Here is a 22,575-nt window from a genome sequence, read left to right as displayed (position 1 = left end):
ACGGGCCGCGGCCGCAATCCCAAGGTGGTTCACGTTAGCGCAGTCCTTGTCACGGGGTTGCGCGCCCCTGCCGCTACTTTGATGGACACGTCCCCACCGATTCGCGGCGGTCGGTGGGCGGCCATCACCATGCAAGGCGCATGCCGTCGTAGTTGAAGAAGCCGCCGCTGTCGGCCGGCTTCACGCTGGCCAGCACGGTGCGCATGCCGGCGATGCTGGTGGCAGCGTCGATGTCGGCGCCCGCGCCGCCCATGTCGGTGCGCACCCAGCCGGGGTGGAAGCTGACGACGATGGCCCGCCCCGCCAGCGCCAGGGACGCGTCCTTCATGACCGAATTGACCGCCGCCTTGGACGCCCGGTACAGCCAGCCCGTACTGCTGCCACGCCCCGCGATGGCGCCCATCTGCGACGACAGGATGGCCACGCGGGCATCCGGGGCCAGCGCCTCCGCCACCTGGGGCAGCACACGCATGGGGCCCAGCACGTTGGTGTGCATGACGGCATCGAAATCCGCCAGCGTCGGCGTCTCCAGCCCCTGGGTGCGCGGCCCGTAGACGCCGGCATTGATGACGACCACGTCGAAACGCTCGCCGTCGATGAGCCAGGCCAGGCCCGACACGCTGGCCGCATCGGCCACGTCCAGCTTGAGCGCCCGCGCGCCATGCGCGTGCAGCCGCTCCAGCGCGTCGTCGTCGCGCGCGGTGGCTGTGATGCGGGCGCCGGCCGCGCGGTACTGGCGCACGAACTCGAAGCCGAGGCCGCGAGACGCGCCGATGATGAGCACATTCATGGTTTTGTCAGAGCCAGTTTGGCGGCCAGGGCGGTGAACAGCCCGGCGCCGCCCAGATGGAGGCCACGCAACAGCCAGGGCCTCGGCGACGCGCGACGCAGCGGCGTGACCAGCGCGATCAGCGCCAGCAGGAACAGTAGCCCCTGCACGATGAACCAGCCGCCCAGGAACAGGAAGGACAGCGCCTTGTCGGGCGCGCCGGCGTCGATGAACTGCGGCAGCAGCGCCAGGAAGAACAGCGCCACCTTGGGATTCAGCGCGTTCGTGAAGAAGCCCTGCCGCGCAGTGCGCCACAGTGACTGCGGCGCCGCCACGGCGGCGGCTGCAGGCGGCCGAAGCCCGGCACGGGCCATGCCCCACGCGACATACAGCAGGTAGGCCGCGCCCGCCAGCTTGACCACCGTGAACGCCTCGGCCGATGCTGCCAGCAGCGCGGCCAGGCCGAACGCCGCCGCCAGCGTGTGCACCACGCAGCCGGTCATGATGCCCAGCGCCGCCACCACGCCCTGCCGCCAGCCGCCGCGCAAGGTGCTGGCGATCGTGAACGCCATGTCGACGCCCGGTGTCGCATTCAAGACAAAGACGGTGGCAGAGAACAGCAGCAGGTCGTGGGTGCCCAGCATGCGGCTACCTGCCGACGTTGACCAACGGCTGCGCGCCCGTGCCCAGCAGCACCGTGTTGCCGGGCTTGGCGGCGATCGCGAGCGCCGCATCGCGCTGCAGTTCGGCCAGCTTGATTTCCTTCAATGCCGGCGTCAGCGACGCGCTGAGGATCTGGTTGGCGCGGGCCTGGCCTTCGGCCTCGACGATGAGGCGCTCGGCCTCGGCCTTGGCCAGCTCGACCTCCTTGCGCTTGCGCTCGATGGCCTGGTCAGTCTCCGCACGTTGCCGAATGGCGGCCTCGATGGCCGGGTCGGTCAGCAAGTTGCGCACATTGACGGCCGTCACCACGAAAGCGCCCTTGTCGGTGGCATCCAGCTCCTTCTGCAACTCGCCGCGCACGCGCTCGGAGAGCTCGGCGCGCTTGGTGTGCATGGTCGTCGCATCCATCTCGGCGATGGACTTGTAGACCGCCTCGCGGGCCTCGCGCGACACGCGGCTGTAGGCGATGACGAGGTCCTTGCTGCCGTCGCGCACGATGTCGGCGTGACGCACGACGTCGCCCTGGTACTTCGTGAACAGCCCGGGCACGGCCGCCGGCATGACCTTGAAATAGACGTCGATGTCGACGTCCTTCATCGTCAGGTTGTCGCGGCTCTTGGGCGTCATGTCGGCCAGCTGGAAGCTGATTTCCTTGGCCGTGAACTCGTCCACCGACTTGAAGACGGTCAGGTAGATGCCCGGCGGCAACGCCTCGCTGCTGACCTTGCCCAGCGTGCGCTCCACGCCCACATTGCCGGTGTCGATCTGGGTGCACCCGGCGAGCAGCGCGCCCAGGGCCATCAGCAGCGGTGTGAATCTCATAGCAGTTTCAAAGCGTGGGAGTGATAGGCGGCCACCAGGGCCGCCAGCAACAAGGCGAGGATGGCCGCCAGACGCACGCCATGGCGGGCCCAGCGGTGCAGTTGCGGGCGACCGCCCAGCTGCCACAGACCGTAGGCCAGCAGCGCCGCCACCAGGAGCAGGATGAAATGTCTCACGGGCGTGAGTGTCCATCAGGCGCGCAAGCCACCCGCCCCGGGGAAGCACGCACCGGCGGGGCGCGCCCGCAGGCGCGCCACCGACGACGGCGTTACAGCATCTCGACCGCCAGCGCCGTGGCCTCGCCACCACCGATGCACAGCGCCGCCAGGCCGCGCTTCAACCCGCGCGCCCTCAACGCCCCCAGCAGCGTGACGATGATGCGCGCGCCGCTGGCGCCGATCGGGTGACCCAGCGCGACGGCGCCGCCGTTGACGTTGACGATGTCGTGCGGCAGCTTGAACTCGGACATGGCCGTCATGGTCACGGCGGCGAAGGCTTCGTTGACTTCCCACAGGTCGACTTGAGACGCCTGCCAGCCGGCCTTGGCCAGCGCCTTCTGGATGGCGCCAACCGGCGCGGTCGTGAACCAGTCCGGCGCCTGCGCGTGCACGGCGTGGCTGACGATGCGGGCGATGGGCTGCAAACCGCGCGCCTTGGCGGTGCTCTCGCGCATCAGCACCAGCGCGGCGGCGCCGTCGGAGATGCTGGACGACGTGGCGGCGGTGATGGCGCCGTCCTTCTTGAAGGCGGGCTTCAGCGACGGGATCTTGTCGAGCTTGGCCTTGAAGGGCTGCTCGTCGAACTTGACGACGGTGTCGCCCTTGGGCGAGGCCAGCGTGACGGGCGCCATCTCCCAGTCGAACGCGCCGCTCTCGTTGGCGGCCTTGGCGCGCTGCGTGGACGTGATGGCGTACTGGTCCATGGCCTCGCGGCTGAAGGCGTACTTGGCGACGCACTGCTCGGCGAACACGCCCATGGCCTTGCCGCGCTCGTAGGCGTCTTCCAGGCCGTCCAGCGCCATGTGGTCATAGACAGCGGAGGCGCCGTACTTGATGCCCTTGCGCGCGAACATCAGGTGCGGTGCGTTGGTCATGCTCTCCATGCCGCCGGCCACCATGACCTCGGCGGAGCCGGCGGCCAGCATGTCGTGCGCGAACATGACCGTGCGCATGCCGGAGCCGCACATCTTGCTGAGCGTGACGGCGCCGGCCGAGTCGGGCAGGCCCGCCTTGCGCACCGCCTGCCGCGCGGGCGCCTGGCCCTGGCCGGCCATCAGGCAGTTGCCCATCAGCACTTCCTCGACGGCATCCCCCGGCACGCCGGCACGCTCGACGGCCGCCTTGATCGCGACGGCGCCGAGCTCCCAGCCGGCGAGCCCGGCGAAATCACCCAGCAGGCCGCCGATGGGCGTGCGGGCGGCGGACACGATGACGATGGGATCGGACATGTTCAGTCTCCTGTCGTTGAATGGATGCTTCCATTGTGGAACCGCCCGGGTTACGTGAAATCACCTATCGCCACAACCGGTAGGGCCAGAAGGCCTCGTCGGTCCAGGGCCTGTGAACCCCACGGGAGCAGACCTCGCTGCGGTCAGAAAGCCCGAATGGAAGGCGAAACGCTGTCGCCGCAAGAGGTGCATGACCAATGCATGGTCAGCTTCCAGGCCGGCCACGAGACCAGCGCGACGGCGCTGCTGTGGTGGAGCTGGCTGCTCGCGGCCCACCCGGCCATCCAGGCCCGCGTGCGCGACGAGGTCGACGCGGTACTGGCGGGCCGCGTGCCGACGGCCGACGACGCGGGTGCGCTGCCGCTGCTGTCGGCCACGCTGAAGGAGGCGATGCGGCTGCAGCGTTTCGAGCTGCGCCCCGTCAGCACCGAGGCACCGAAGCCGCGCCTGGCGGTCACGTTGCGCCCGGAGGGCGGGTTGACGCTGCGGCTGGCCGCGCGCTCGTGATGTGTTCGGGCCGAGCGCCGGGCCGCCCCAAGCCGACCCGCTTGGGCGATGTGCCTACGGCTCAATGCCGCAAGCATCGCCGTCCGCTCGGTGGCTGAGGCCGTGCGGTCTGCAAGACCGACCAGGCTTGCCCGCTTTCAGCGCGGCAAGCCTGGGCGAGGGGCTCACAGGTAATAGGCTTCGACCACGCCCTTGAGCTTGATGCACAGCGGCCGACCCTTGCGGTCCAGCGTCTTGCCGGCAGGCACCTTGATCCAGCCCTCGCTGATGCAGTACTCCTCGACGTCGGAACGCTCCTTGCCGTTGAAGCGGATGCCGATGTCGTGCTCGAACACGGCGGCGACATGGTGGGGGCTGCGCGGGTCGACGCTCAGGTGGTCGGGCAGTTCGGGGCGGGTGGCGGGAGCTTCGGACATGACGGGGCAACGGGTGAGTGAACGGCGTATTGTCGCGCCCGCTCAGCAGCCGCAGCCATAGGAGAACTGGTCCACCCCCAGCAGCCGCCAGCTGCCGGCGACGTTGGCCAGCAACAGGCGAAGCCAGGCGTCGTCATGCGCCGGTTGCGGCCCCATGTGGCCCGGGCCGCGGCCGGTGGCCTGCAGCCAGGCCAGGTCGGCAATGCCGTCGCCATCCAGGTCCACGGTGCGCAGCTCACCGCTGACAAAGCCCGTCAGGTCCCGGTCGAGCTTGAACGCCTGGCGCGTCCAGTGCGCCGCCCCGGCCGGCAGCGCGCGTGCGCTCCAGAAGCGGAACAGCACCGGCGCCCCACTGGCCTGGCGGGGCGTGAAGTCGTTGCGTTTGAAGGTGTCGGCGTCCGCGTCGCCATGGGCGAAACCTGGCTCCCAGCCCGGGCAGTTGTAGTCGGCCGTCGGGTCCCAGTCGACGCGGTTCTGCGTCGGCACCGCGACGTCGTCGCGCAAGGCCTCGCCGGCCAGCAGGCTGACCCGGTGCAGCGGCTTGGTCAGCCGCTCGATGCGCACGCCCGGCGCGATCGCGCCCCGGCTCTGCGAGCCCGGCTGCAAGGACTCGTGCAGCCACTGCACCTTGGCGCCGAAGCGCGTGGCCAGCGCCGCGATGGACTCGCCCGCCCCCGCCAGCTCGGCCTCGCCGCGCCACCAGGACGACGCCGCCTTGGGCAGCGCCGGCAGCGCCTGCACGAAGGCCGCGATGCGCGCCGATCGGCCGTCAGGCATGCCGTCGTCGAAGCTGCCGCCCCACAGGTTCAGGTCGGCGGCCAGCGACTGAGCCTGCTCGCGCGACGGCGGCGCGGCGGCCTCGGCCAGCAAGGCGTCCCACGGCAGCCAGGCCGCCGGCGGCTCCTTGAGCGTGAGCACCTGCCCGGACAACCTGGCCTTCATGCGCTCCAGCTGCTCGTCCGGCCCCTTGGGCGCGGCGTCACCCAGCGCTTGGCGCTGTTGGGCGACGCGGCGCGCGTAGTGGGCCATCAGCTCCCAGCTGGGCGCGATCCAGAACGCGCGGGCGGGGTCGAAGTCGGGGTTGTCGGCCCCGCCCTGGTGCGGTTCGCTCAGCTGCGCCCAGGCCAGCGGCGAGCGCAGCAGATAGCGGCAGGCGGTGAAGCCCTTCTGAGCATCGCCGCCGACGCGCTGAACGGCGCAGTAGCCGCTGCCCGTGTCCTCGCCCAGTTGCTGCAGCACGGTGTTCAGGGCCAAACGCCCCAGCACGGCGGCATCGGCGCGCGGCTCGGCACGCAGCAGCAGGTTGCTGCCGCCCACCCAGCGCTGGTCGGCGGGCACGCCGCCCTGGCCGGCCTGCGGCGGCGGCACCGGCCGATCACTCAGGTAGCGGCAGGCCACATAACCGCCATCGCCGCCGACCGCCACGTGGCACCAGTCCGCACCCTCGGCGGGCAGCGCCTGCAGCGTGACCGCCCGGCCCTGCTCCAACCGGCCGATGACAGTCGCCGTGGGCGACGGGGCCATGCGCAGCATCAGGCTGCTGGCCTGTACCCAGCGCGCGGTGGATTCGGCCTGCGCCAGCATCGCGACCAGGCCCAGGCAGGTGAACAGCAGTCGTCGTTTCATGCCGCCATGATGGGGCAGCTCGGCGGGGCCGCCGGGCTCCATCCTGGGGGGAGCGTGCGCCTGCGCTCAGGCGTGGCGGGGTCGGTCGGGCGGCCGTTCAGCGCCGGTCAGCGCGTACGGCGCGGCTTGGCGTGGCCGCGCAACTGCGCGCCAGCGCTGGCGCTGCCTCGCGTGGCCGGCTTGTCGGCAGCGGCCTTGGCGGGCTTGACGAGGCCCGTCTCGCCAGACACCGCGATGCTCTCGAACTCCGCCGCATAGTGCTTGCGCATGCGAACGATCTCGCGGCGGTACCTGGCCGCGAGCTGCGCCTTCTTCGCATCCGGCAGCAGACGGCCGGCCAGCTGGAAGAACTTGGACTCCTCTTCCTTCAGGTGGTGGCGCACCTTGAAGCTCAGCGTCTTGGCCGTCGCGATCCAGCCGTCCTGCTCCTTGTTGCGCACCGACAGGTCTTCCAGCAGCTCGTCCACCTGGTGGTGCTCGTGCAGCGCATGGCGCGACGCGTCGAGGCCGCCATCGGCCATCAGCAGCGGCACATAGAGGTGCCGCTCCTCGGCCGCCGCATGGGCCATCAGCTCGACCTTGAGCTGCAGGAACAGCAGCTGGCGGCTCGCCATGTCACCGCGCGACGCCGTGAGCTTGCGGCACAGGTCGCGTTGCAGGTCGTGGCTCTCGCGGATGGCTTCGAAGATCATGCGGCGTCTCCTGGGGCAATGGGGCAACGCCGCCATTGTGGAAAGCCGCTACTGCCGCGTTTGTCGGACGGAACCTCGTCGAGCGCCCGGCCGGCGCGCAGTCAAGCCGCCGTGTAGCGCGCCTTCACGTTGAGCAGCGCACGGCGGTAGGCCGGGTCCACGTCCTCGGCGCGGGCGGCCGTCAGCGCCAGGTCTTCCAGCAGCCCGTTGTGCAGGCCGTAGACCCAGCCGTGCACGACGATCTCCTGCCCGCGCGCCCAGGCGTCCTGCACAACCGTGGTGTGGCAGGCGTTGCGCGCCTGCTCCAGCACGTTGAGCTCGCACAGCGCGTCCACACGCCGCGCCTCGGGCACGGTGGCCAGCCACTCCGCGTGCATGTGGCGCACGTCCTGCACGTGGCGAATCCAGTTCTCCACCAGGCCCACGCGCATGTCGTAAAGCGCCGCACGCACGCCACCGCAGTTGCTGTGGCCCACGACGATGATGTGGCGCACCTTGAGGTGGTCCACCGCGAACTGCATGACCGACAGACAGTTCAGGTCCGAGTGCACGACCACGTTGGCGACGTTGCGGTGCACGAACAGCTCGCCGGGCAGCAGGTCCACCAGCTCGTTGGCCGGCACACGGCTGTCGGCGCAGCCGATCCACAGGTACTGGGGCGTCTGTTGCTTCAGCAGCCGCGAGAAGAAGCCCGGCTCGCGCGCCTCGGTGTCGGCGGCCCAACGCTTGTTCTTGGCGAGCAGGTCTTGCAGGTCTTGGTTGGTCTCGGTCGTCATGACGCGATTTTCGCAGGCCCGTGTTTCACATCGTCTGGCGCCGACTCACATCCGCGTTGCGGCGATAAGCCTTCACCGCAACAGCGCAACCACGCGGCTCGTTGCCGGCGCGCTCGACCATCACAGGGTCTCGGCGAACAGCTCGCGGCCGATCAGCATGCGGCGGATCTCCGACGTGCCCGCGCCGATTTCGTAGAGCTTCGCGTCACGCCACAGCCGCCCCAGCGGGTAGTCGTTGATGTAGCCGTTGCCGCCGAAGATCTGCACGCCTTCGCCGGCCATCCAGGTCGCCTTCTCGGCGGTCCACAGGATCACTGACGCGCAGTCCTTGCGCACCTGGCGCACATGCTGAGGACCCAGCAGGTCGAGGTTCTTGGCCACCGTGTAGGCAAAGCTGCGCGCCGCCTGCAGCACGGTATACATGTCGGCCACCTTGCCCTGGATGAGCTGGAACTCACCGATGCTCTGGCCGAACTGCTTGCGGTCGTGGATGTAGGGGATCACGTTGTCCATGACCGCCTGCATGATGCCCAGCGGCCCGCCCGTCAGCACGGCACGCTCGTAGTCCAGCCCCGACATCAGCACCTTGGCGCCGTTGTTCACGCCGCCCAGCACGTTCTCGGCCGGCACCTCGACGTTGTGGAACACCAGCTCGCCCGTGTGCGAGCCGCGCATGCCCAGCTTGTCGAGCTTCTGCGCGATGCTGAAACCGGGCATGCCTTTTTCGATGAGGAAGGCCGTGACGCCGCGTGCGCCCAGCTCGGGATCGGTCTTGGCGTAGACCACCAGCGTGTCGGCGTCGGGGCCGTTGGTGATCCACATCTTGCTGCCGTTGAGCAGGTAGTAGTCGCCCCCTGCGCCCGACTTCAGCTCGGCGCGCAGCTTCATGCTCAACACGTCGGAGCCGGCGCCCGGTTCGCTCATCGCGAGAGCCCCGACATGCTCGCCGCTGATCAGCTTCGGCAGGTACTTCTGCCGCTGCGCCTCGTTGCCGTTGCGCCGGATCTGGTTCACGCACAGGTTGCTGTGGGCACCGTAGGAGAGGCCCACCGAGGCGCTGGCCCGGCTGATCTCCTCCATCGCCACCATGTGCGCGAGGTAGCCCATGTTGGCGCCGCCGTATTCCTCCGGCACGGTGATGCCGAGCACGCCGAGTTCGCCCATCTTGCGCCACAGGTCCATGGGGAACTGGTCGCTGCGGTCGATCTCGGCCGCGCGCGGGGCGATCTGCTCGTCGGCGAACGCCCGCACCGCGTCACGCAGTGCGTCGATGTCCTCGCCGAGCTGGAAGTTGAGGCCGGGCAGATTCATGCGGAAGTCTCCTGTGCGGCCCGTCCGGCGCCCGGTCGTGCCAGGGCCGTCGAGCGCTTGATTGACGTGAACGTCAACTGTAGCAAGTCACGCAGTCGCCTCGTCAGGCTGCGGCAGCAACCGGCGCACCAGCGGATGGGCGATCTTCTTGTCGGTGCCCACGGCGTAGAACGCCTCCTCCACGCCCGCGCAGTCGCCCAACCGAACCAGGCCGTCGCGCTGCACGAGCTTGTCGCTCATCAGCGTCGCCGCGGGGAAGACGCCCATGCCCGCAGCACCGAAGGTGGCCAGCAGCGCGCTGTCCTCGAACTCGCCGGCCACGCGCGCCCGCACCGCGTGGCGGTCCAGCCATTGGTCCAGCCGGGCGCGCACGGCCGCATGCGCCGTGGGCAGCAGCAGCGGTACGTCGGCGAGGGACGCCGGGAAGTCGCGCATCGCCGCTTCGGCCCAGCGCGGCGCGCCGAACCACGCCATCGGTGAACTGCCCAGCGCGTGGCTGTAGACGCGCAGGTTGGGGTTGGACGGCGCGGGTCGGTCGGCCAACACGACGTCCAACCGGTGCAGCGCCAGGTCGCCAAGCAGGTCGTCGAACTCGTCCTCATGGCACAGCAGGCGCAGGTGCGGCGTGTCGATGATGGGTTGCAGCAAGCGCTGCACGACGAGCTTGGGCAAGCCGTCGGAGATGCCCACCGCGAGGCGCATGGCCGGTGCCGTCGCCGCGTCGCGAACGCGCTCGGGCAGCGTCTCGCCCAGCGAGAACACCTGCTCCGCCACCTCCAGCGCCGCCTGGCCGGCATCGGTCAGCGTCAGCCCGCGCCCGGCCGGCTTCAGCAGCGCGGCGCCCAGCGACTGTTCCAGCTCGCGCACCTGGGTCGACACCGTCTGCACCGACAAGCCCAGGCGCTCGGCGGCGCGCGTGAGCCCGCCCTCCTTGGCCACCGCCCAGAAGTAGTACAGGTGGCGGTAGCTGAAGCTCATGCTCATGGGCAACTCCTCAAGTTATGCAGAAGAAATTGTTCTCGATTTTCTGCTTTTATTTGAATCTTCAGCTATCTACCCTGCAGGCGTTCCATTCCCAAGGAGGTCTGCCATGCAAACCCGCCCCACCGTCATCGCCATGCCTTATGGCGCCTCGCTCGACCGCAGCGCCGCGCAGCGCGTGCTGCGCAACACCTATGCGTTGCTGTCGCTGACGCTGCTGTTCAGCGCCGCCGTCGCCGGTGCTGCCGTCGCCTTCAACCTGCCCGGCCCCGGGCTGATCCTCACGCTGGTCGTCTACTTCGGCCTGCTGTTCGGCATCCACAAGCTGAAGAACCGCGGCGCGGCCGTGGGCCTGGTCTTCGCGCTGACCGGCTTCATGGGCTGGACGCTGGGCCCGCTGCTGACCCGCACGCTGGCGCTGCCCGCCGGCGGGCAGACCGTCATGCTGGCGCTCGGCGCGACCGGCGCCGTGTTCCTGGCGCTGTCGGCCTACGCGACGACGACCAAGCGCGACCTGTCGTGGATGGGCGGCTTCCTGTTCGCCGGCATGATCATCGCGATGCTGGCCGGCCTGGCGGCGATCTTCTTCCAGATCCCGGCGCTGGCGCTGACCGTCTCTGCTGTCGTGGCGCTGCTGTCGGCCGGCCTGATCCTGTTCGAGACCAAGCAGATCGTCGACGGCGGCGAGACCAACTACGTGCTCGCCACGGTCAGCCTGTTCGTGTCCATCTTTAACCTGTTCACGAGCCTGCTGCAGCTGTTCGGCTTCGCCAGCTCGGATGACTGAGTGCCCCTCGTCCGGTCTCGCCCCGCTGAACGCGGGCGAACCCAGCCGGTCCCCCGTGGGGACGGTGATGCTCGCGGCGTCGAGCCGCGAGCACATCACCAAGTGGGCCGGCTTGGGAGCGGCCCGGCGCTCGGCCCGACGTGCGCCGCACGAGCACACATGACCGCGGCGCTGCTGGGGCTCAGCGCTTCAACAGCCAGCGATAGAGCCCGACGCCAAGCCCGGCGAAGGCCGCGAAGCCCAGCACCTGGCCCGTCGTCGCGAAGCTCTCGCCCACCAGCGCCAGCGGCGCGCCGTTGCCGGAGAACACGACGACGGCGGCGAGGATGACGCCCAGCAGGCTCTCGCCGACGATGAGGCCGGAGGCCATCAGCACGCCCAGCTGCTTGGTGGACTCGGCGTTGCGGCGGCGCTCGGCGGCGCGCTCGAACAGCCAGCCCGCCACGGCGCCGACGACGATGGTCAGCGTGCTGTTCAGCGGCAGGTAGATGCCCAGGCCCACGGCCAGCGGCGCGAGGTGCGCCTTGCCCGCCGTCGAACGCTTCAGCAGCTCGTCGATGACGACGCAGGCCGCGCCGATGCCGGCACCGATGCCGATCAGATCCCAGGCCAGGTCGCCCTGGATCACGCCTTTGGCCAATGCCGAGATCAGCGCGGCCTGCGGGGCGGCGAGCGCCTTCTTAGCGTCGGCGCCGGGCGCGCCGGCAAAGCCGTAGGCCTGGTTCAGCAGGTCCAGCACCGGCGGAATGACCGCCGCACCGGCGACGACGCCGATGATGAGCGCCACCTGCTGGCGCCACGGCGTGGCGTCGACGAGCTGGCCAGTCTTCAGGTCCTGCAGGTTGTCGTTGGAGATCGTCGCCACGGCGAGCACCACGGCCGTGACGAACAGCGCGTAAGCCACCAGTGCCTGGCCACTGACGCCCGGCAGCAGCGGCTTCACCACCAGCGCCAGCAGCAGCGCCACGCCGATGACGACGAGGATGCCCACGCCCGACAGCGGGCTGTTGGACGAGCCGATCAGCCCGGCCATGTAGCCGCACACGGCGGCGACGAAGAAGCTCATCAGCGCGACATAGGCGACACCGCCGACCACCAGCAGCCCGAGCTGCTCGCCCAGGCCCGCCGAACCGGCGAACTGAGCCAGCATGAAGCCGATGGGCAGCATGCAGGCCAGCGTGACGAGGCCCACCGTGCCGATGGGAATGTCTCGCTCGGTGCGAGGCAGCGTGTCGGCCTGGCCGGCCTTGCGCACGCGGGCGGATTGCGCCGCCGAGCGCAGGCCCGTGACGACGGGCTTGGCGAGCTTGAGCAGTGTCCAGATCGCCGCGACGGCGATGCAGCCCGCGCCGATGAAGCGCACCTTCTTGCTCCACGCGAACAAGGCCACGGCCTCCGCCGCCCCGTCCACACCTTGCGTCAGCATCGGCACGCCGCCCAGCCAGCCGATGCAGGCACCGACGAGGATGGCGATGCCCACCCACAAGCCCACGAGGTGGCCCACGGCCAGCAGCGCGAAGCTGAAGTTGAGGTCATACCCCGTGGCTGGCCCGGCGCCGTTCCTGTCGCTGCCCGGCAGCCGGAAGTACTGCGCCAGGTTGGCCGCGAACAACTGTGTCGCGACAACGACGCTGAAGGCCGCCGACACGACCGCGCCCATGACGATCGCAATCAGCCCCTGGCGGCTGCCCTCGCCGCTGTCACTGGCGTGCCCCACCTTCAACACCTCGGCGCAGGCCACGCCTTCCGGGTAGGGCAGCGGCGAATTCGTCACCAGCGCGCGGCGCAGCGGGATGGAATACATGACGCCCAGCACACCGCCCAGGGCGCACAGCGAGGCCGACAGCCAGTACGGGAAGCCCGTCCACCAGCCGATCATGACCAGGCCGGGCAACACGAAGATGATGGACGACAGCGTGCCGGCGGACGACGCGATGGTCTGCACGATGTTGGTCTCGCCAATCGAATTTCCCTTGGCCTTGCGCAGCAGCGCCATCGCGATGACAGCGGCCGGGATGGATGTCGCAAACGTCAGGCCGGCCTTCAAGCCGAAGTAGACATTGGCCGCCGTGAAGACCAGCGTGATGAGGATGCCCAGCACGATGCCGCGCCAGGTGAGTTCGGTGCCCAGCGTGGGCGTGGCAGGGGAAGAGGTGTTCATGCGTCGCAAGCGGCCAGAGGTGGCGAGGCGCGCATCATCGCGGCAGACGCGCGGCCGCCTCAATTGACGTTAACGTCAACCAGATGCCTAGAATCCGACAACGATCAAGGAGACAAGCCATGACCGATCTCGCCGCCGACGTCATCGCGCCCACAAGGCGCGCTGGCGACGGGCCTGCCGCCCGAGAAGCCGCCAGCGCGGCGGAGCCGCCCGGCGCCGCCGCATCGCTGGCCGACTACCGCCCGACCCACAAGGTCCGCTTCGTCACCGCCGCCAGCCTGTTCGACGGGCATGACGCCGCCATCAACATCATGCGGCGCATCTTGCAGGGCATGGGGGCCGAGGTCATCCACCTCGGGCACAACCGCTCGGTGGACGAGGTCGTCACCGCAGCGCTGCAGGAAGACGTCCAGGGCATCGCCATCAGCTCCTACCAGGGCGGGCATGTCGAGTACTTCAAGTACATGGTGCAGCTGCTATCGGCGCGTGGCGGCGAGCGCATCCAGGTGTTCGGCGGCGGCGGCGGCGTCATCGTGCCGGCCGAGATCCGCGAACTGGCCGGGCATGGCGTGCGCATCTTCAGCCCCGAGGACGGCCAGCGCATGGGCCTGGCAGGGATGATCGGCGAGATGGTCATGAAGACCGACCAGGACTTCAGCGTCTACGCACCGAAGTCCCTGGACGCCATCACCGGCCATTCAGACGCGGCATGGCGCTCGCTCGCGCAGTTGCTCACGGCACTGGAGAACCGCCAGGTTCCGGCCGAAGGCCAGAGCGGCAAGAAGGGCGATAGCCCTGCGTGGGCACCACGCGCCGACGCGGCCCTCGTTGACGCGCTGCGCAAGCGAGCCCTGACGATGAAGACGCCCGTGCTCGGCATCACCGGCACCGGTGGCGCCGGCAAATCCAGCCTGACGGACGAGCTGATCCGCCGGCTGCGGCTGGACCAGGGCGACAGCCTGCGCATCGCGCTGATCTCCATCGACCCCTCGCGCCGCAAGAGTGGCGGCGCGCTGCTGGGCGACCGCATCCGCATGAACGCCATCGGCCCGTGGTCGCAGGGCCCGCGCGTCTTCATGCGCAGCCTTGCCACGCGCGACTTCGGCTCCGAGATTTCGCCGGCGCTGCCCGACGTCATCGCCGCCGCCAAGGTGGCCGGTTTCGACCTCGTCATCGTCGAGACCTCCGGCATCGGCCAGGGCGACGCGGCCATCGCGCCGCTGGTGGACGTGCCCATGTACGTCATGACGCCGGAGTTCGGCGCCGCGAGCCAGCTCGAGAAGATCGACATGCTGGACTTCGCCGAGTTCGTCGCCATCAACAAGTTCGACCGCAAGGGCGCGCTGGACGCGCTGCGTGACGTGGCCAAGCAGGTGCAGCGCAACCGCGAGGCCTTCGGCCAGTCGCCCGACACCATGCCCGTGTTCGGCACCATGGCCAGCCGCTTCAACGATGACGGCGTCACCGCGCTCTACCAGGCGCTCAAGCCTCGGCTGAGCGAGCTCGGCCTGCGCCTCGGGGAGGGCCGGCTGCCGCAGGTTCACACGCGCCACAGCACGCACCAGACGCCCATCGTGCCCGCCGCGCGCATGCGCTACCTCGCCGACATCGGCGAGACCGTGCGCCGCTACAAGGCCCGCGCGCGCCAGCAGGCCGCACTGGCGCGGGAGATCCAGCAACTGGAAGCCAGCCGCGCCATGCTGGAGGCCGCCGCCCCCGAGCGGCAGCGGGCCCGCGAGGCACTCGGCGCGCTGGCCGACGAGCGCCGCGCGCGGCTCGACGCCGACGCCCGCCAGCTGCTCGCAGGCTGGCCCGACATGGTCAAGGCCTACGCCGGCGACGAGTACGTCGTGAAGATCCGCGACCACGAAATCCGCACGGCCCTCGTCACGCACAGCCTGTCCGGCACCCGGGTCCGCAAGGTCGCCCTGCCCGGCTACGAATGCCACGGCGAGCTGTTGAAGTGGCTGATGCTGGAGAACGTGCCCGGCAGCTTCCCCTACGTGGCGGGCGTGTTTCCGTTCAAGCGCGAGGGCGAGGACCCGACGCGCATGTTCGCGGGCGAAGGCGACGCCTTCCGCACCAACCGCCGCTTCAAGCTCGTCAGCGAAGGCATGCCCGCCAAGCGCCTGTCCACCGCTTTCGACTCGGTCACGCTGTACGGCGCCGACCCCGCGCCGCGGCCCGACATCTACGGCAAGGTGGGCAATAGCGGCGTCAGCATCGCGACGCTGGACGACATGAAGGTGCTGTACGACGGCTTCGACCTGTGCTCGCCCACCACGTCGGTGTCCATGACCATCAACGGCCCGGCGCCCACCATCCTGGCCATGTTCATGAACACGGCCATCGACCAGAAACTCGCCAAGTTCCGCACCGACAACGGCCGCGACCCGACGGCTGATGAGGCCGCCAAGGTCAGGGCCTGGGTGCTGGCCAACGTGCGCGGCACCGTGCAGGCCGACATCCTGAAGGAAGACCAGGGCCAGAACACCTGCATCTTCTCGACCGAGTTCAGCCTCAAGGTCATGGGCGACATCGCCGAGTTCTTCGTGCAGCACAGCGTGCGCAACTTCTACTCGGTGAGCATCTCGGGCTATCACATCGCCGAGGCCGGCGCCAACCCGATCAGCCAACTGGCGCTCACGCTGTCCAACGGCTTCACGTTCGTGGAAGCGTATCTGGCGCGCGGCATGCACATCGACGACTTCGCGCCCAACCTGAGCTTCTTCTTCAGCAACGGCATGGACCCAGAGTACACCGTGCTGGGCCGCGTGGCGCGCCGCATCTGGGCGGTGGCCATGCGCGACCGCTACGGCGCCAACGACCGCTCGCAAAAGCTCAAATACCACGTGCAGACCTCGGGCCGCAGCCTGCATGCACAGGAAATCGCCTTCAACGACATCCGCACCACGCTGCAGGCGCTGATCGCCATCTACGACAACTGCAACTCGCTGCACACCAACGCGTTCGACGAGGCCATCACCACGCCGACGGAAGACAGCGTGCGCCGCGCCATGGCCATCCAGCTCATCATCAACCGCGAGTGGGGGCTGGCGAGGAACGAGAACCCCAACCAGGGTGCTTTCATCATCGACGAGCTGACCGAGCTGGTCGAAGAGGCGGTGCTGGCCGAGTTCGAGCGCATCAGCGAACGCGGCGGCGTGCTGGGCGCCATGGAGACCGGCTACCAGCGCGGCCGCATCCAGGAGGAATCGCTGCACTACGAGACGCTCAAGCACACGGGCGAGCACCCCATCATCGGCGTCAACACCTTCCGCAACCCCAAGGGCGACCCCGTGCCCGAGCACATCGAGCTGGCGCGCTCGACGGATGAAGAGAAGCAGTCGCAGCTCTCGCGTCTGGCCGACTTCCATGCGCGCAACGCGGACCAGGCGCCCGCCATGCTGGCCCGCCTTCAGCAGGCCGTCATCGAGAACCGCAACGTGTTCAACGTGCTGATGGACGCCGTGCGCGTGTGCTCGCTCGGCCAGATCACGAACGCGCTGTTCGAGGTGGGTGGGCAGTACCGGCGCAACATGTGAGCGGCGTCAGCGGCCGCTACTTCCATCCATACCGGCGTTTCCTCTCCTCATGCTTTGATCTGGCATCACCGAATCTCCGGCCCGTGCCATCACCATAGAGGCCCCACCAAATACTGGCTACGCCGAATGCGAGGCAAAAGATGACGCCGACCAGCACGAATGCATTGCGCTGCTCAAAGGCGGCGATGCCACCGAACACGCCGGCCATCAAGAAGAAGGCGGCCCCAACGAAGCAAACCACTCGACGGACCAGAATCCACAGACCGGCCAATACACGCTCGATGGTTGTCGGCGACTTGCCACGACGCGACGCAAAGTAGCAGGCGAACAGCAGGAGGGGAGAGATCCAGGCAGAGGCGACAAAGGCCTCGTGAGCACTGCCTGTCTCTGCCAGCACCATCAGGAAGCTGATCAGAACCAGAGCGAACAAGAAGAATGGCCACATGAGGTGCCTGTTGCTAGACATGGGGTTGTGCGAATGACCAGTCGCTCACGAAGCCCGTCAAAGATGGCGGTGCAATGCAACCGGCGCTGGATCAAGTCGCGGTCATTCTGAACGACGGCCGCTCGGGTTTGTCCGACACCCGCCGGTCGCGTCAGGCAGGCCGATGCACCAGACCGGCCCGAGGGCAGTTGTTGGACAAACGTCGGCGCGCTCAACCGCAGCGTCAGCAGCGTCTTCAAAGCGGCAGGTCACAGGCGGAAATCGGGCAGAAAGTCTAGACTCAGCTCATGCCCACGCTCGATACCCGCATCGATGCCTACCTCGCCAACGCACCGGCGTTCGCACAGCCCATCCTGGCGCGCCTTCGCGAGGACGTGCACGCCGCCTGCCCCGGCGTGGTGGAGACCATCAAGTGGAACCGGCCGCACTTCCTGCTCGACGGCAAGCTGCTGTGCGGCATGTCGGCCTTCAAGGCCCACTGCGCCTTCGGCTTCTGGCAGCGCGAAGGTGGCAACGAGAGCCAGGCCGGCGCGATGGGCGACTTCGGCCGCATCGAGACGCTGGCCGACCTGCCCAGCCGCGCGGAACTTCGCCGGCAGATCCAGGCGGCCAGCGCGCTGCTGCTGGCCGGCGCACCCCGCGCCCAGAAGCCGGGCCGGCAACCTCGCGCCAAGCTAGACATGCCGGACGACTTCGCCGCCGCGCTCGCGCAGGTGAGCGCCGCGCAGCAGCACTACCACGCGTTCCCGCCCGGCAAGCAGCGCGACTACCTGGAATGGGTGCTGGAAGCCAAGCGCGAGGACACCCGCGCCAAGCGCATCGCCCAGGCCGTCGAATGGCTGGCCGAGGGCAAATCGCGCCACTGGAAGTACGAAAGTTGCTGAGCGTCGGCCTGCCCCAACCGGACGCCCCCTGCGCGCGCATGACGGTCGGGGATGTCTTGGCGACGATTGGCTTGACCCGTTGCATCGCGCCGGGAGTTCGCCCCGGCGGGCGACCTACTTTCTGGACCGCTGTTCAGACCGCCAGAAAGTAGGCAAAGAGCTCCCCCCGACCGCACCGCCCGCAGCAAAGCTGCGGGTTCCCTGCGCTGCTCAGAGCTTGAGGGCCCGCGCAAAACTCGCGCCGCTACGCTCTGCTCAAACAGTTGCGCGGAGTCAGAAGTCGAAGCGAGCTGCGCTCGCGCCCTCAAGCTCTTGCGCTGCTCGGCGGTGCTAAAGGGGGCAAGACGAATACCTCGCGGCAGCCGGCTTCCGGGTTTGGCTGTTGGCTGTTCCGGGGTTCCCCTTTGGAGGAGCCGAGAAGCACAGGAGCCCAGGGCGCGAGCGCAGCGAGCCTCAAGCTCTGACTTCGCGCCGCCTGTTTGAACGCAGCGTAGCGAAGTGAGTTCGGCGCGGCCCTGGGCTTCGAGCATCGCAGGGGACCCCTTCGCGCAGCGAAGGGGCTACGGAACAGGGGCGCTTTCTTTGCCTACTTTCTTGCGCGCGCAAGAAAGTAGGTCGGCCGCCGGGACGAAATCCCGGCTGGGACTCACGCGGATAGCAACTGCCAGCAACGCCCTCCATCGCCAGCGCGTAGGCACATGGCGTCAGCGAAATGAACCCCAACGCTACGGTGCCTGGACGCTGGGGTTCTCGACGTGGGCATGCGATGCCAGCTTCCGACCCATTGCGGTCCTCCGTCTCCGCGAATTAAGCGCCCCGAAACGGTCATTCCCATGAGCGCGTGCATCGACCTTCGACTCGTCGGCCCCGGGGCAGGCCGCGCTTAATATGCTCGCCCAGCCATGGGAGCAGCAATGGGTCGGAAGATTGCTTTAGTGACGGTATTCTGTTTGCTCGCAAACTCCAGCTCGGCCGAAAGCCCTAAGCAGCTTGGCGCCGATGCCGCCAACTCTGGGCGTTATTCTGAGGCGTATTGGCTGTGGCTTCCGTTGGCCGAGGGTGGCGACCGTGAAGTTCAGGAGGGAGTCGCCCTCTTACTCGCCGGCAATGGCGACCTGGGCATCAAGTTCTCAGCATCTGAGCGTCACGCGCAAACTCTGAAATGGCTCGTGAAATCGGCGCGGAATGGGCAGCCGACCGCCATGCGATGGCTTGCAGACTCGTTCAAATGGGGATGGTACGGTTTGATAGCCAATCCGGCCGCGGCGCGGTGTTGGCGCAGCGCTGCCGAGAGCGACGAAGCGACGCGTTTGTCAGAGTGCGAAAAGTTGGCTGACATTGATAGCGCCCTGACCAAACAGTAAATGGCTCCAGGGCTCCACTAGAGTGCCCTACACCAGACACTCACGATAGCAGCTCCTGGCAGCACCCAGCCAGCTGTACCTCATTCGAGGTCATCTGATCCCTTTCGCCGTTGCCGTCGCAAGGCGGCGATTGGCAGTACTCCAAAAGGGACGTTCACGATCACAAGAGACACAAGGAACGCGGTCAAGGCGTTGAGCAGCATGCGCAGATGGCCGAGTTGCTCGTATTCGCTGTCAAAGCCCCAACTGGCAAACCCGACGAATGCGCCGAGAACGCAGCCGACAACCAGTGGGCCAGCCAGGGTCTCCCGTTCAGAAGAGGTCAACTTGAACATGAAGCCAGCCTAACTGAAAGCTGCCCTTTGCGACCGACCGCTCATGACCGACAGCCACCGCTCACCACACAGCCCCCTGACGATCCACCTCCGCTGATCGACCCGCGCCACGACAGGGCAAGATAGGAGCCGTGAAGCTCCAACGCCGCCACGCCCTTCTGCTGCTGCCTGCCCTGCACGTGATCCCCGCTCTTGCCACCTCACCACACCGTTACCTCCACGTCGGCACCTACGCGCCTGCCGGCCAGGGGATCTACAGCTTCACCATCGGTGCCGACGGGTCGCTGCGGCCGCTCGGTGTCACGGCCAATGGCGGCAGCCCGAGCTGGCTGCTGGCCGACACCGCCGCGCAGCGCCTGTATGCCGCCGAGGAAGGCGCCCATCAGGTCAGCGTCTACGCCCACGCCGAAGGCCGGCTGACGCTGCTGCAGCGCGAGGCCAGCGGCGGCCGCAGCCCGGCGCACCTGAGCCTGGGCGCCGGCCGCCTGTGGGTGGCTCATTACGCCGATGCCCGCTTCGCGGCGCTCACGGTGCAGGCAGACGGCCGGCTGGCCTCGGCCGACAGCTGGCCCAGCTGCGCGGGTGAGGCCTGCGCCCCCGGCCCGCGCCACGCGGCGATGGCGCCACCGGGCAGCCTGGCCGACAGCGGGCACGACGCACCGCACGCCCACATGCTGCGCACCAGCCCGGACGAGCGCTGGCTGCTCGGCACCGACCTGGGCCGCGACCGCCTGCTCGTCTGGCCGCTGGCCGGCTTCACGCCGGGCCCCGCCGCGCACGAGCTGGCGCTGAGCCCCGGCTCCGGCCCGCGCCATTTCGTCTTCCACCCGGCCGATGCCAGCCTCGTTTACGTGCTGCAGGAGGAATCGTCGACGCTGTCCACCGTTTTGCTGACGGCCGACGGGCCGCAGCTGCTCAACGAGGCGAGCGTGCTGCCGGCGGGTTTCGTGGGCACGAGCTATGCGTCGGACCTGCTGCTGGCGCCGGGCGGGCGGCACCTGTATGCGCTGAACCGGCTGCACGACAGCCTGGCCGTGCTGTCGCTGGCCCAGCCCCGCCGCCCGCGATTGCTTGACCACCACTGGGTGCGCGGCAGCTACCCGCGCAGCGCGGGCCTGGCCGGCACACACCTGTATTTGTGCAACCAGCGCAGCGACCAGCTCACGCACTTCAACCTCAACCGGCCCGAGGCGCCGCGCTACACCGGCCGTCAGACGGCGGTGCCCTCGCCGGCGGGGGCCTGTGCGCTTTAGACTGGCCCGATGAAGCCAGCCGCCCCCCTCGCTCTCTTGGCCCCCTGGGCCCTGCTCGCCGCCACGGCGCTCGCCCGCGCAGAACCCATCGGGTCCGTGGACACCGCCTTCAAGCTCATCGGGCCCGACCACAAGATCGTCGTCGACGTCTACGACGACCCCAAGGTGCCGGGCGTGGCCTGCTATGTGTCGCGGGCCAAGACGGGTGGCATCTCGGGCGCCGTCGGGCTCGCGGAAGACAAGGCCGAGGCGTCCATCGCCTGCCGGCAGGTCGGCCCGATCGCGATCGCGCAGCCGCTGCCCCGGCAGGAGGAAGTCTTCAACGAGCGCATCTCGCTGGTGTTCAAGAAGCTGCGCATCGTGCGCATGGTGGACGTGCAGCGCAACACGCTGGTCTACCTGACCTACTCGGACCGCCTGATCGACGGCTCGCCCAAGAACAGCGTCACCGCCGTGCCGGTCGGCCGCGAGACGCCCATCCCGGTCAAGAAATGAAGCCCCTCGTCCCAGGACGACCTTGGCCGGCCTCCGCTGGGGGCGGCGATGTCTGCCGGCTCGACCGACCGCCACGTCGCCAGCACGGGCCGGCTCCGGCACGGCCCGCCAACCTGGGGCCACACGCATGACCTTCACCGACGCCCTGCTCGCGCTGATGCCCATGCAGGCATTGGCGGCGGCGCTGGTGCTCATCACGCTGGTGGGCTGGCGCGGCGCCAATGCCGGCGGCCGCTGGGCCCAGGTGGGCATGCTGGCGCTGGGCCTGGGGCTGGCGCTGATCAGCCCGACCGTGGCGGAGCGCTTCGAGCTGCCTGCGGGCGTGCACAGCCTGGGCACGGCGCTGGTGGGCCTGGCGCTGTCGGCGATCTGGTGGGCGCTGGGGCTGTGGCTGACGCCGCGCGCGGGGCGCTGGATCATGGCCGGCGTGCCGGTGGCGCTGGGCGTGGGGCATGCGCTGCTGTGGCCCGACCGCGCACAGGCGCAGATGCTGGCCGACCTGGTACTGGCGGCGCAGCTCGGCTGGCTGGGCGTGGCGCTGACGTCGCCCGGCCGCAGCAGCGTGCTGCAGGGGCTAAACAGCCGGCGCTGGCGCCTGCTGGGCCTGGCCGCCGTGATGCCGCTGCTGGTGGCCATGCTCTATCACGCGGCCGCGGCGCTGCTCGATCCGGGCGGGCCCATGCCGCGCGCCGACCTGCTGCTGGCGCTGGCCGGCCAGCTCGCCCTGCTGCTCGCACTGCCCATGCTGCTGCTGGCCTGGCGCGGCCAGACCGAGGCCGAGCTGGCGCGGCTCGCGCAGACCGACGGCCTCACCGGCCTCATCGACCGCAGCGCCTTCACCGCGCGGTCGGTGGAATTCATCGGCATGGCCCGCCGCTTCGACGAGCCGCTGGCCCTCATCGTGCTGGCGCTGGACGACTTCGACACGCTGCAATCGGAGCACGGCATGGACCAGGCCGAGCGCGCACTGGCGCTGTTCGCGAGCTGCGTGCAGGGCCAGATGCGCCTGGGCGACGTGGCCGGCCGGCTGGCGGGCGAACAGGTGGGGGTGCTGATGGCGCGCTGCCTGCCGGCCGGGCCGCTGGCGCTGGACGAGCGGCTGCGCAAGACGCTGGCCGAGCGGGCCCCGGCGGAACTGGGCATCCAGCTGTCGTTCAGCGCGGGCTGGGCGCGGCTGCGCCCCGGCGACCGCGGCCTGCCCGACCTGGAGCGCCGCGCCGGCACCGCGCTCTACGAGGCGCAGCGCGCGGGCAAGGGCCGGCTGATGGCCGAGCCCGGCGTGGCCGACTGACGGCG

Annotated in this window: 22 protein-coding genes; 8 read left to right on the top strand and 14 right to left on the bottom strand. The window is 69.1% G+C overall.

All coding sequences use genetic code 11. The features are described 5' to 3' along the window. Window positions 1–124: 124 nt before the first annotated feature. From ACG00X_RS16895 to ACG00X_RS16875, 5 genes are all read right to left on the bottom strand, one after another. Complete coding sequence (locus ACG00X_RS16895; RefSeq protein ID WP_394489562.1) at window positions 125–790, bottom strand: SDR family oxidoreductase; 666 nt, start codon at window positions 788–790, stop codon at window positions 125–127. Then, window positions 787–1,413, bottom strand: coding sequence for a LysE family translocator (locus ACG00X_RS16890; RefSeq protein WP_394489560.1), 627 nt, complete (start codon window positions 1,411–1,413; stop codon window positions 787–789). The genes ACG00X_RS16895 and ACG00X_RS16890 overlap by 4 nt, the downstream gene beginning before the upstream one ends. Before the next feature lie 4 nt (window positions 1,414–1,417). Next, window positions 1,418–2,254: an SPFH domain-containing protein gene (locus ACG00X_RS16885; RefSeq protein ID WP_394489558.1), complete on the bottom strand. Its 837-nt coding sequence runs from the start codon at window positions 2,252–2,254 to the stop codon at window positions 1,418–1,420. After that, entirely contained in the window at window positions 2,251–2,430 is a 180-nt protein-coding gene (locus ACG00X_RS16880; protein ID WP_394489556.1) for a hypothetical protein, read from the bottom strand. Before ACG00X_RS16880 ends, ACG00X_RS16885 begins: the two co-directional genes overlap by 4 nt. A 92-nt stretch (window positions 2,431–2,522) precedes the next feature. Further along, window positions 2,523–3,701, bottom strand: a complete 1,179-nt coding sequence (locus tag ACG00X_RS16875) for an acetyl-CoA C-acyltransferase (RefSeq protein ID WP_394489554.1) — start codon at window positions 3,699–3,701, stop codon at window positions 2,523–2,525. A 156-nt stretch (window positions 3,702–3,857) separates the two neighbouring features. Here ACG00X_RS16875 and ACG00X_RS16870 point away from each other — a divergent pair, with 156 nt between their 5' ends. Beyond that, window positions 3,858–4,208: a cytochrome P450 gene (locus tag ACG00X_RS16870; protein WP_394489552.1), complete on the top strand. Its 351-nt coding sequence runs from the start codon at window positions 3,858–3,860 to the stop codon at window positions 4,206–4,208. 164 nt (window positions 4,209–4,372) lie between these two features. Here ACG00X_RS16870 and ACG00X_RS16865 read toward each other — a convergent pair whose 3' ends face one another. From ACG00X_RS16865 to ACG00X_RS16840, 6 genes are all read right to left on the bottom strand, one after another. After that, window positions 4,373–4,624 carry a DUF3297 family protein gene (locus ACG00X_RS16865; RefSeq protein WP_394489550.1) on the bottom strand — a complete coding sequence of 84 codons (252 nt, stop codon included), beginning with the start codon at window positions 4,622–4,624 and terminating at the stop codon, window positions 4,373–4,375. Between the two features lie 42 nt (window positions 4,625–4,666). Continuing rightward, a complete protein-coding gene (locus tag ACG00X_RS16860; protein WP_394489548.1) occupies window positions 4,667–6,250 on the bottom strand; it encodes an SH3 domain-containing protein in 1,584 nt (527 codons plus the stop codon). A gap of 107 nt (window positions 6,251–6,357) precedes the next feature. Continuing rightward, entirely contained in the window at window positions 6,358–6,942 is a 585-nt protein-coding gene (locus ACG00X_RS16855) for a hemerythrin domain-containing protein (RefSeq protein ID WP_394489546.1), read from the bottom strand. A gap of 101 nt (window positions 6,943–7,043) precedes the next feature. Further along, window positions 7,044–7,718, bottom strand: coding sequence for a carbonate dehydratase (can, locus tag ACG00X_RS16850; RefSeq protein ID WP_394489544.1), 675 nt, complete (start codon window positions 7,716–7,718; stop codon window positions 7,044–7,046). A 120-nt stretch (window positions 7,719–7,838) separates the two neighbouring features. Further along, complete coding sequence (locus ACG00X_RS16845) at window positions 7,839–9,029, bottom strand: isovaleryl-CoA dehydrogenase (RefSeq protein WP_394489542.1); 1,191 nt, start codon at window positions 9,027–9,029, stop codon at window positions 7,839–7,841. Between the two features lie 87 nt (window positions 9,030–9,116). Next, on the bottom strand, window positions 9,117–10,013 hold the full coding sequence (locus ACG00X_RS16840; RefSeq protein ID WP_394489540.1) for a LysR family transcriptional regulator: 897 nt from the start codon (window positions 10,011–10,013) through the stop codon (window positions 9,117–9,119). A 106-nt stretch (window positions 10,014–10,119) separates the two neighbouring features. Between ACG00X_RS16840 and ACG00X_RS16835 the strand changes: the two genes are divergently transcribed. After that, on the top strand, window positions 10,120–10,797 hold the full coding sequence (locus ACG00X_RS16835; protein ID WP_394489538.1) for a Bax inhibitor-1/YccA family protein: 678 nt from the start codon (window positions 10,120–10,122) through the stop codon (window positions 10,795–10,797). A 181-nt stretch (window positions 10,798–10,978) separates the two neighbouring features. On the opposite strand, the gene ACG00X_RS16830 is transcribed toward ACG00X_RS16835, so the two are convergent. Then, entirely contained in the window at window positions 10,979–12,958 is a 1,980-nt protein-coding gene (locus ACG00X_RS16830; protein WP_474103008.1) for an OPT family oligopeptide transporter, read from the bottom strand. A gap of 119 nt (window positions 12,959–13,077) precedes the next feature. Between ACG00X_RS16830 and icmF the strand changes: the two genes are divergently transcribed. Then, window positions 13,078–16,503, top strand: a complete 3,426-nt coding sequence (gene icmF, locus ACG00X_RS16825; protein WP_394489534.1) for a fused isobutyryl-CoA mutase/GTPase IcmF — start codon at window positions 13,078–13,080, stop codon at window positions 16,501–16,503. A 16-nt stretch (window positions 16,504–16,519) separates the two neighbouring features. Here icmF and ACG00X_RS16820 read toward each other — a convergent pair whose 3' ends face one another. Continuing rightward, window positions 16,520–16,948, bottom strand: coding sequence for a hypothetical protein (locus ACG00X_RS16820; protein ID WP_394489532.1), 429 nt, complete (start codon window positions 16,946–16,948; stop codon window positions 16,520–16,522). 287 nt (window positions 16,949–17,235) lie between these two features. Here ACG00X_RS16820 and ACG00X_RS16815 point away from each other — a divergent pair, with 287 nt between their 5' ends. Further along, a complete protein-coding gene (locus tag ACG00X_RS16815) occupies window positions 17,236–17,832 on the top strand; it encodes a YdeI/OmpD-associated family protein (protein ID WP_394489530.1) in 597 nt (198 codons plus the stop codon). Between the two features lie 914 nt (window positions 17,833–18,746). Continuing rightward, window positions 18,747–19,196 carry a hypothetical protein gene (locus tag ACG00X_RS16810; protein ID WP_394489528.1) on the top strand — a complete coding sequence of 150 codons (450 nt, stop codon included), beginning with the start codon at window positions 18,747–18,749 and terminating at the stop codon, window positions 19,194–19,196. 80 nt (window positions 19,197–19,276) lie between these two features. On the opposite strand, the gene ACG00X_RS16805 is transcribed toward ACG00X_RS16810, so the two are convergent. Further along, window positions 19,277–19,531: a hypothetical protein gene (locus ACG00X_RS16805; RefSeq protein ID WP_394489526.1), complete on the bottom strand. Its 255-nt coding sequence runs from the start codon at window positions 19,529–19,531 to the stop codon at window positions 19,277–19,279. 131 nt (window positions 19,532–19,662) lie between these two features. On the opposite strand from ACG00X_RS16805, the gene ACG00X_RS16800 reads away from it, so the two are divergent. The 3 genes from ACG00X_RS16800 (at window position 19,663) to ACG00X_RS16790 (ending at window position 22,570) form a co-directional block, all read left to right on the top strand. Next, on the top strand, window positions 19,663–20,784 hold the full coding sequence (locus ACG00X_RS16800) for a lactonase family protein (protein WP_394489524.1): 1,122 nt from the start codon (window positions 19,663–19,665) through the stop codon (window positions 20,782–20,784). A gap of 9 nt (window positions 20,785–20,793) precedes the next feature. After that, entirely contained in the window at window positions 20,794–21,279 is a 486-nt protein-coding gene (locus ACG00X_RS16795) for a CreA family protein (RefSeq protein ID WP_394489522.1), read from the top strand. Window positions 21,280–21,406: 127 nt separating this feature from the next. Next, window positions 21,407–22,570 carry a GGDEF domain-containing protein gene (locus ACG00X_RS16790; RefSeq protein WP_394489520.1) on the top strand — a complete coding sequence of 388 codons (1,164 nt, stop codon included), beginning with the start codon at window positions 21,407–21,409 and terminating at the stop codon, window positions 22,568–22,570. Window positions 22,571–22,575 lie beyond the last annotated feature (5 nt).

Source organism: Pelomonas nitida, assembly GCF_043555975.1.
GTDB lineage: Bacteria > Pseudomonadota > Gammaproteobacteria > Burkholderiales > Burkholderiaceae_C > Pelomonas > Pelomonas nitida.
This window is presented reverse-complemented; position numbering and strand designations above follow the sequence as displayed.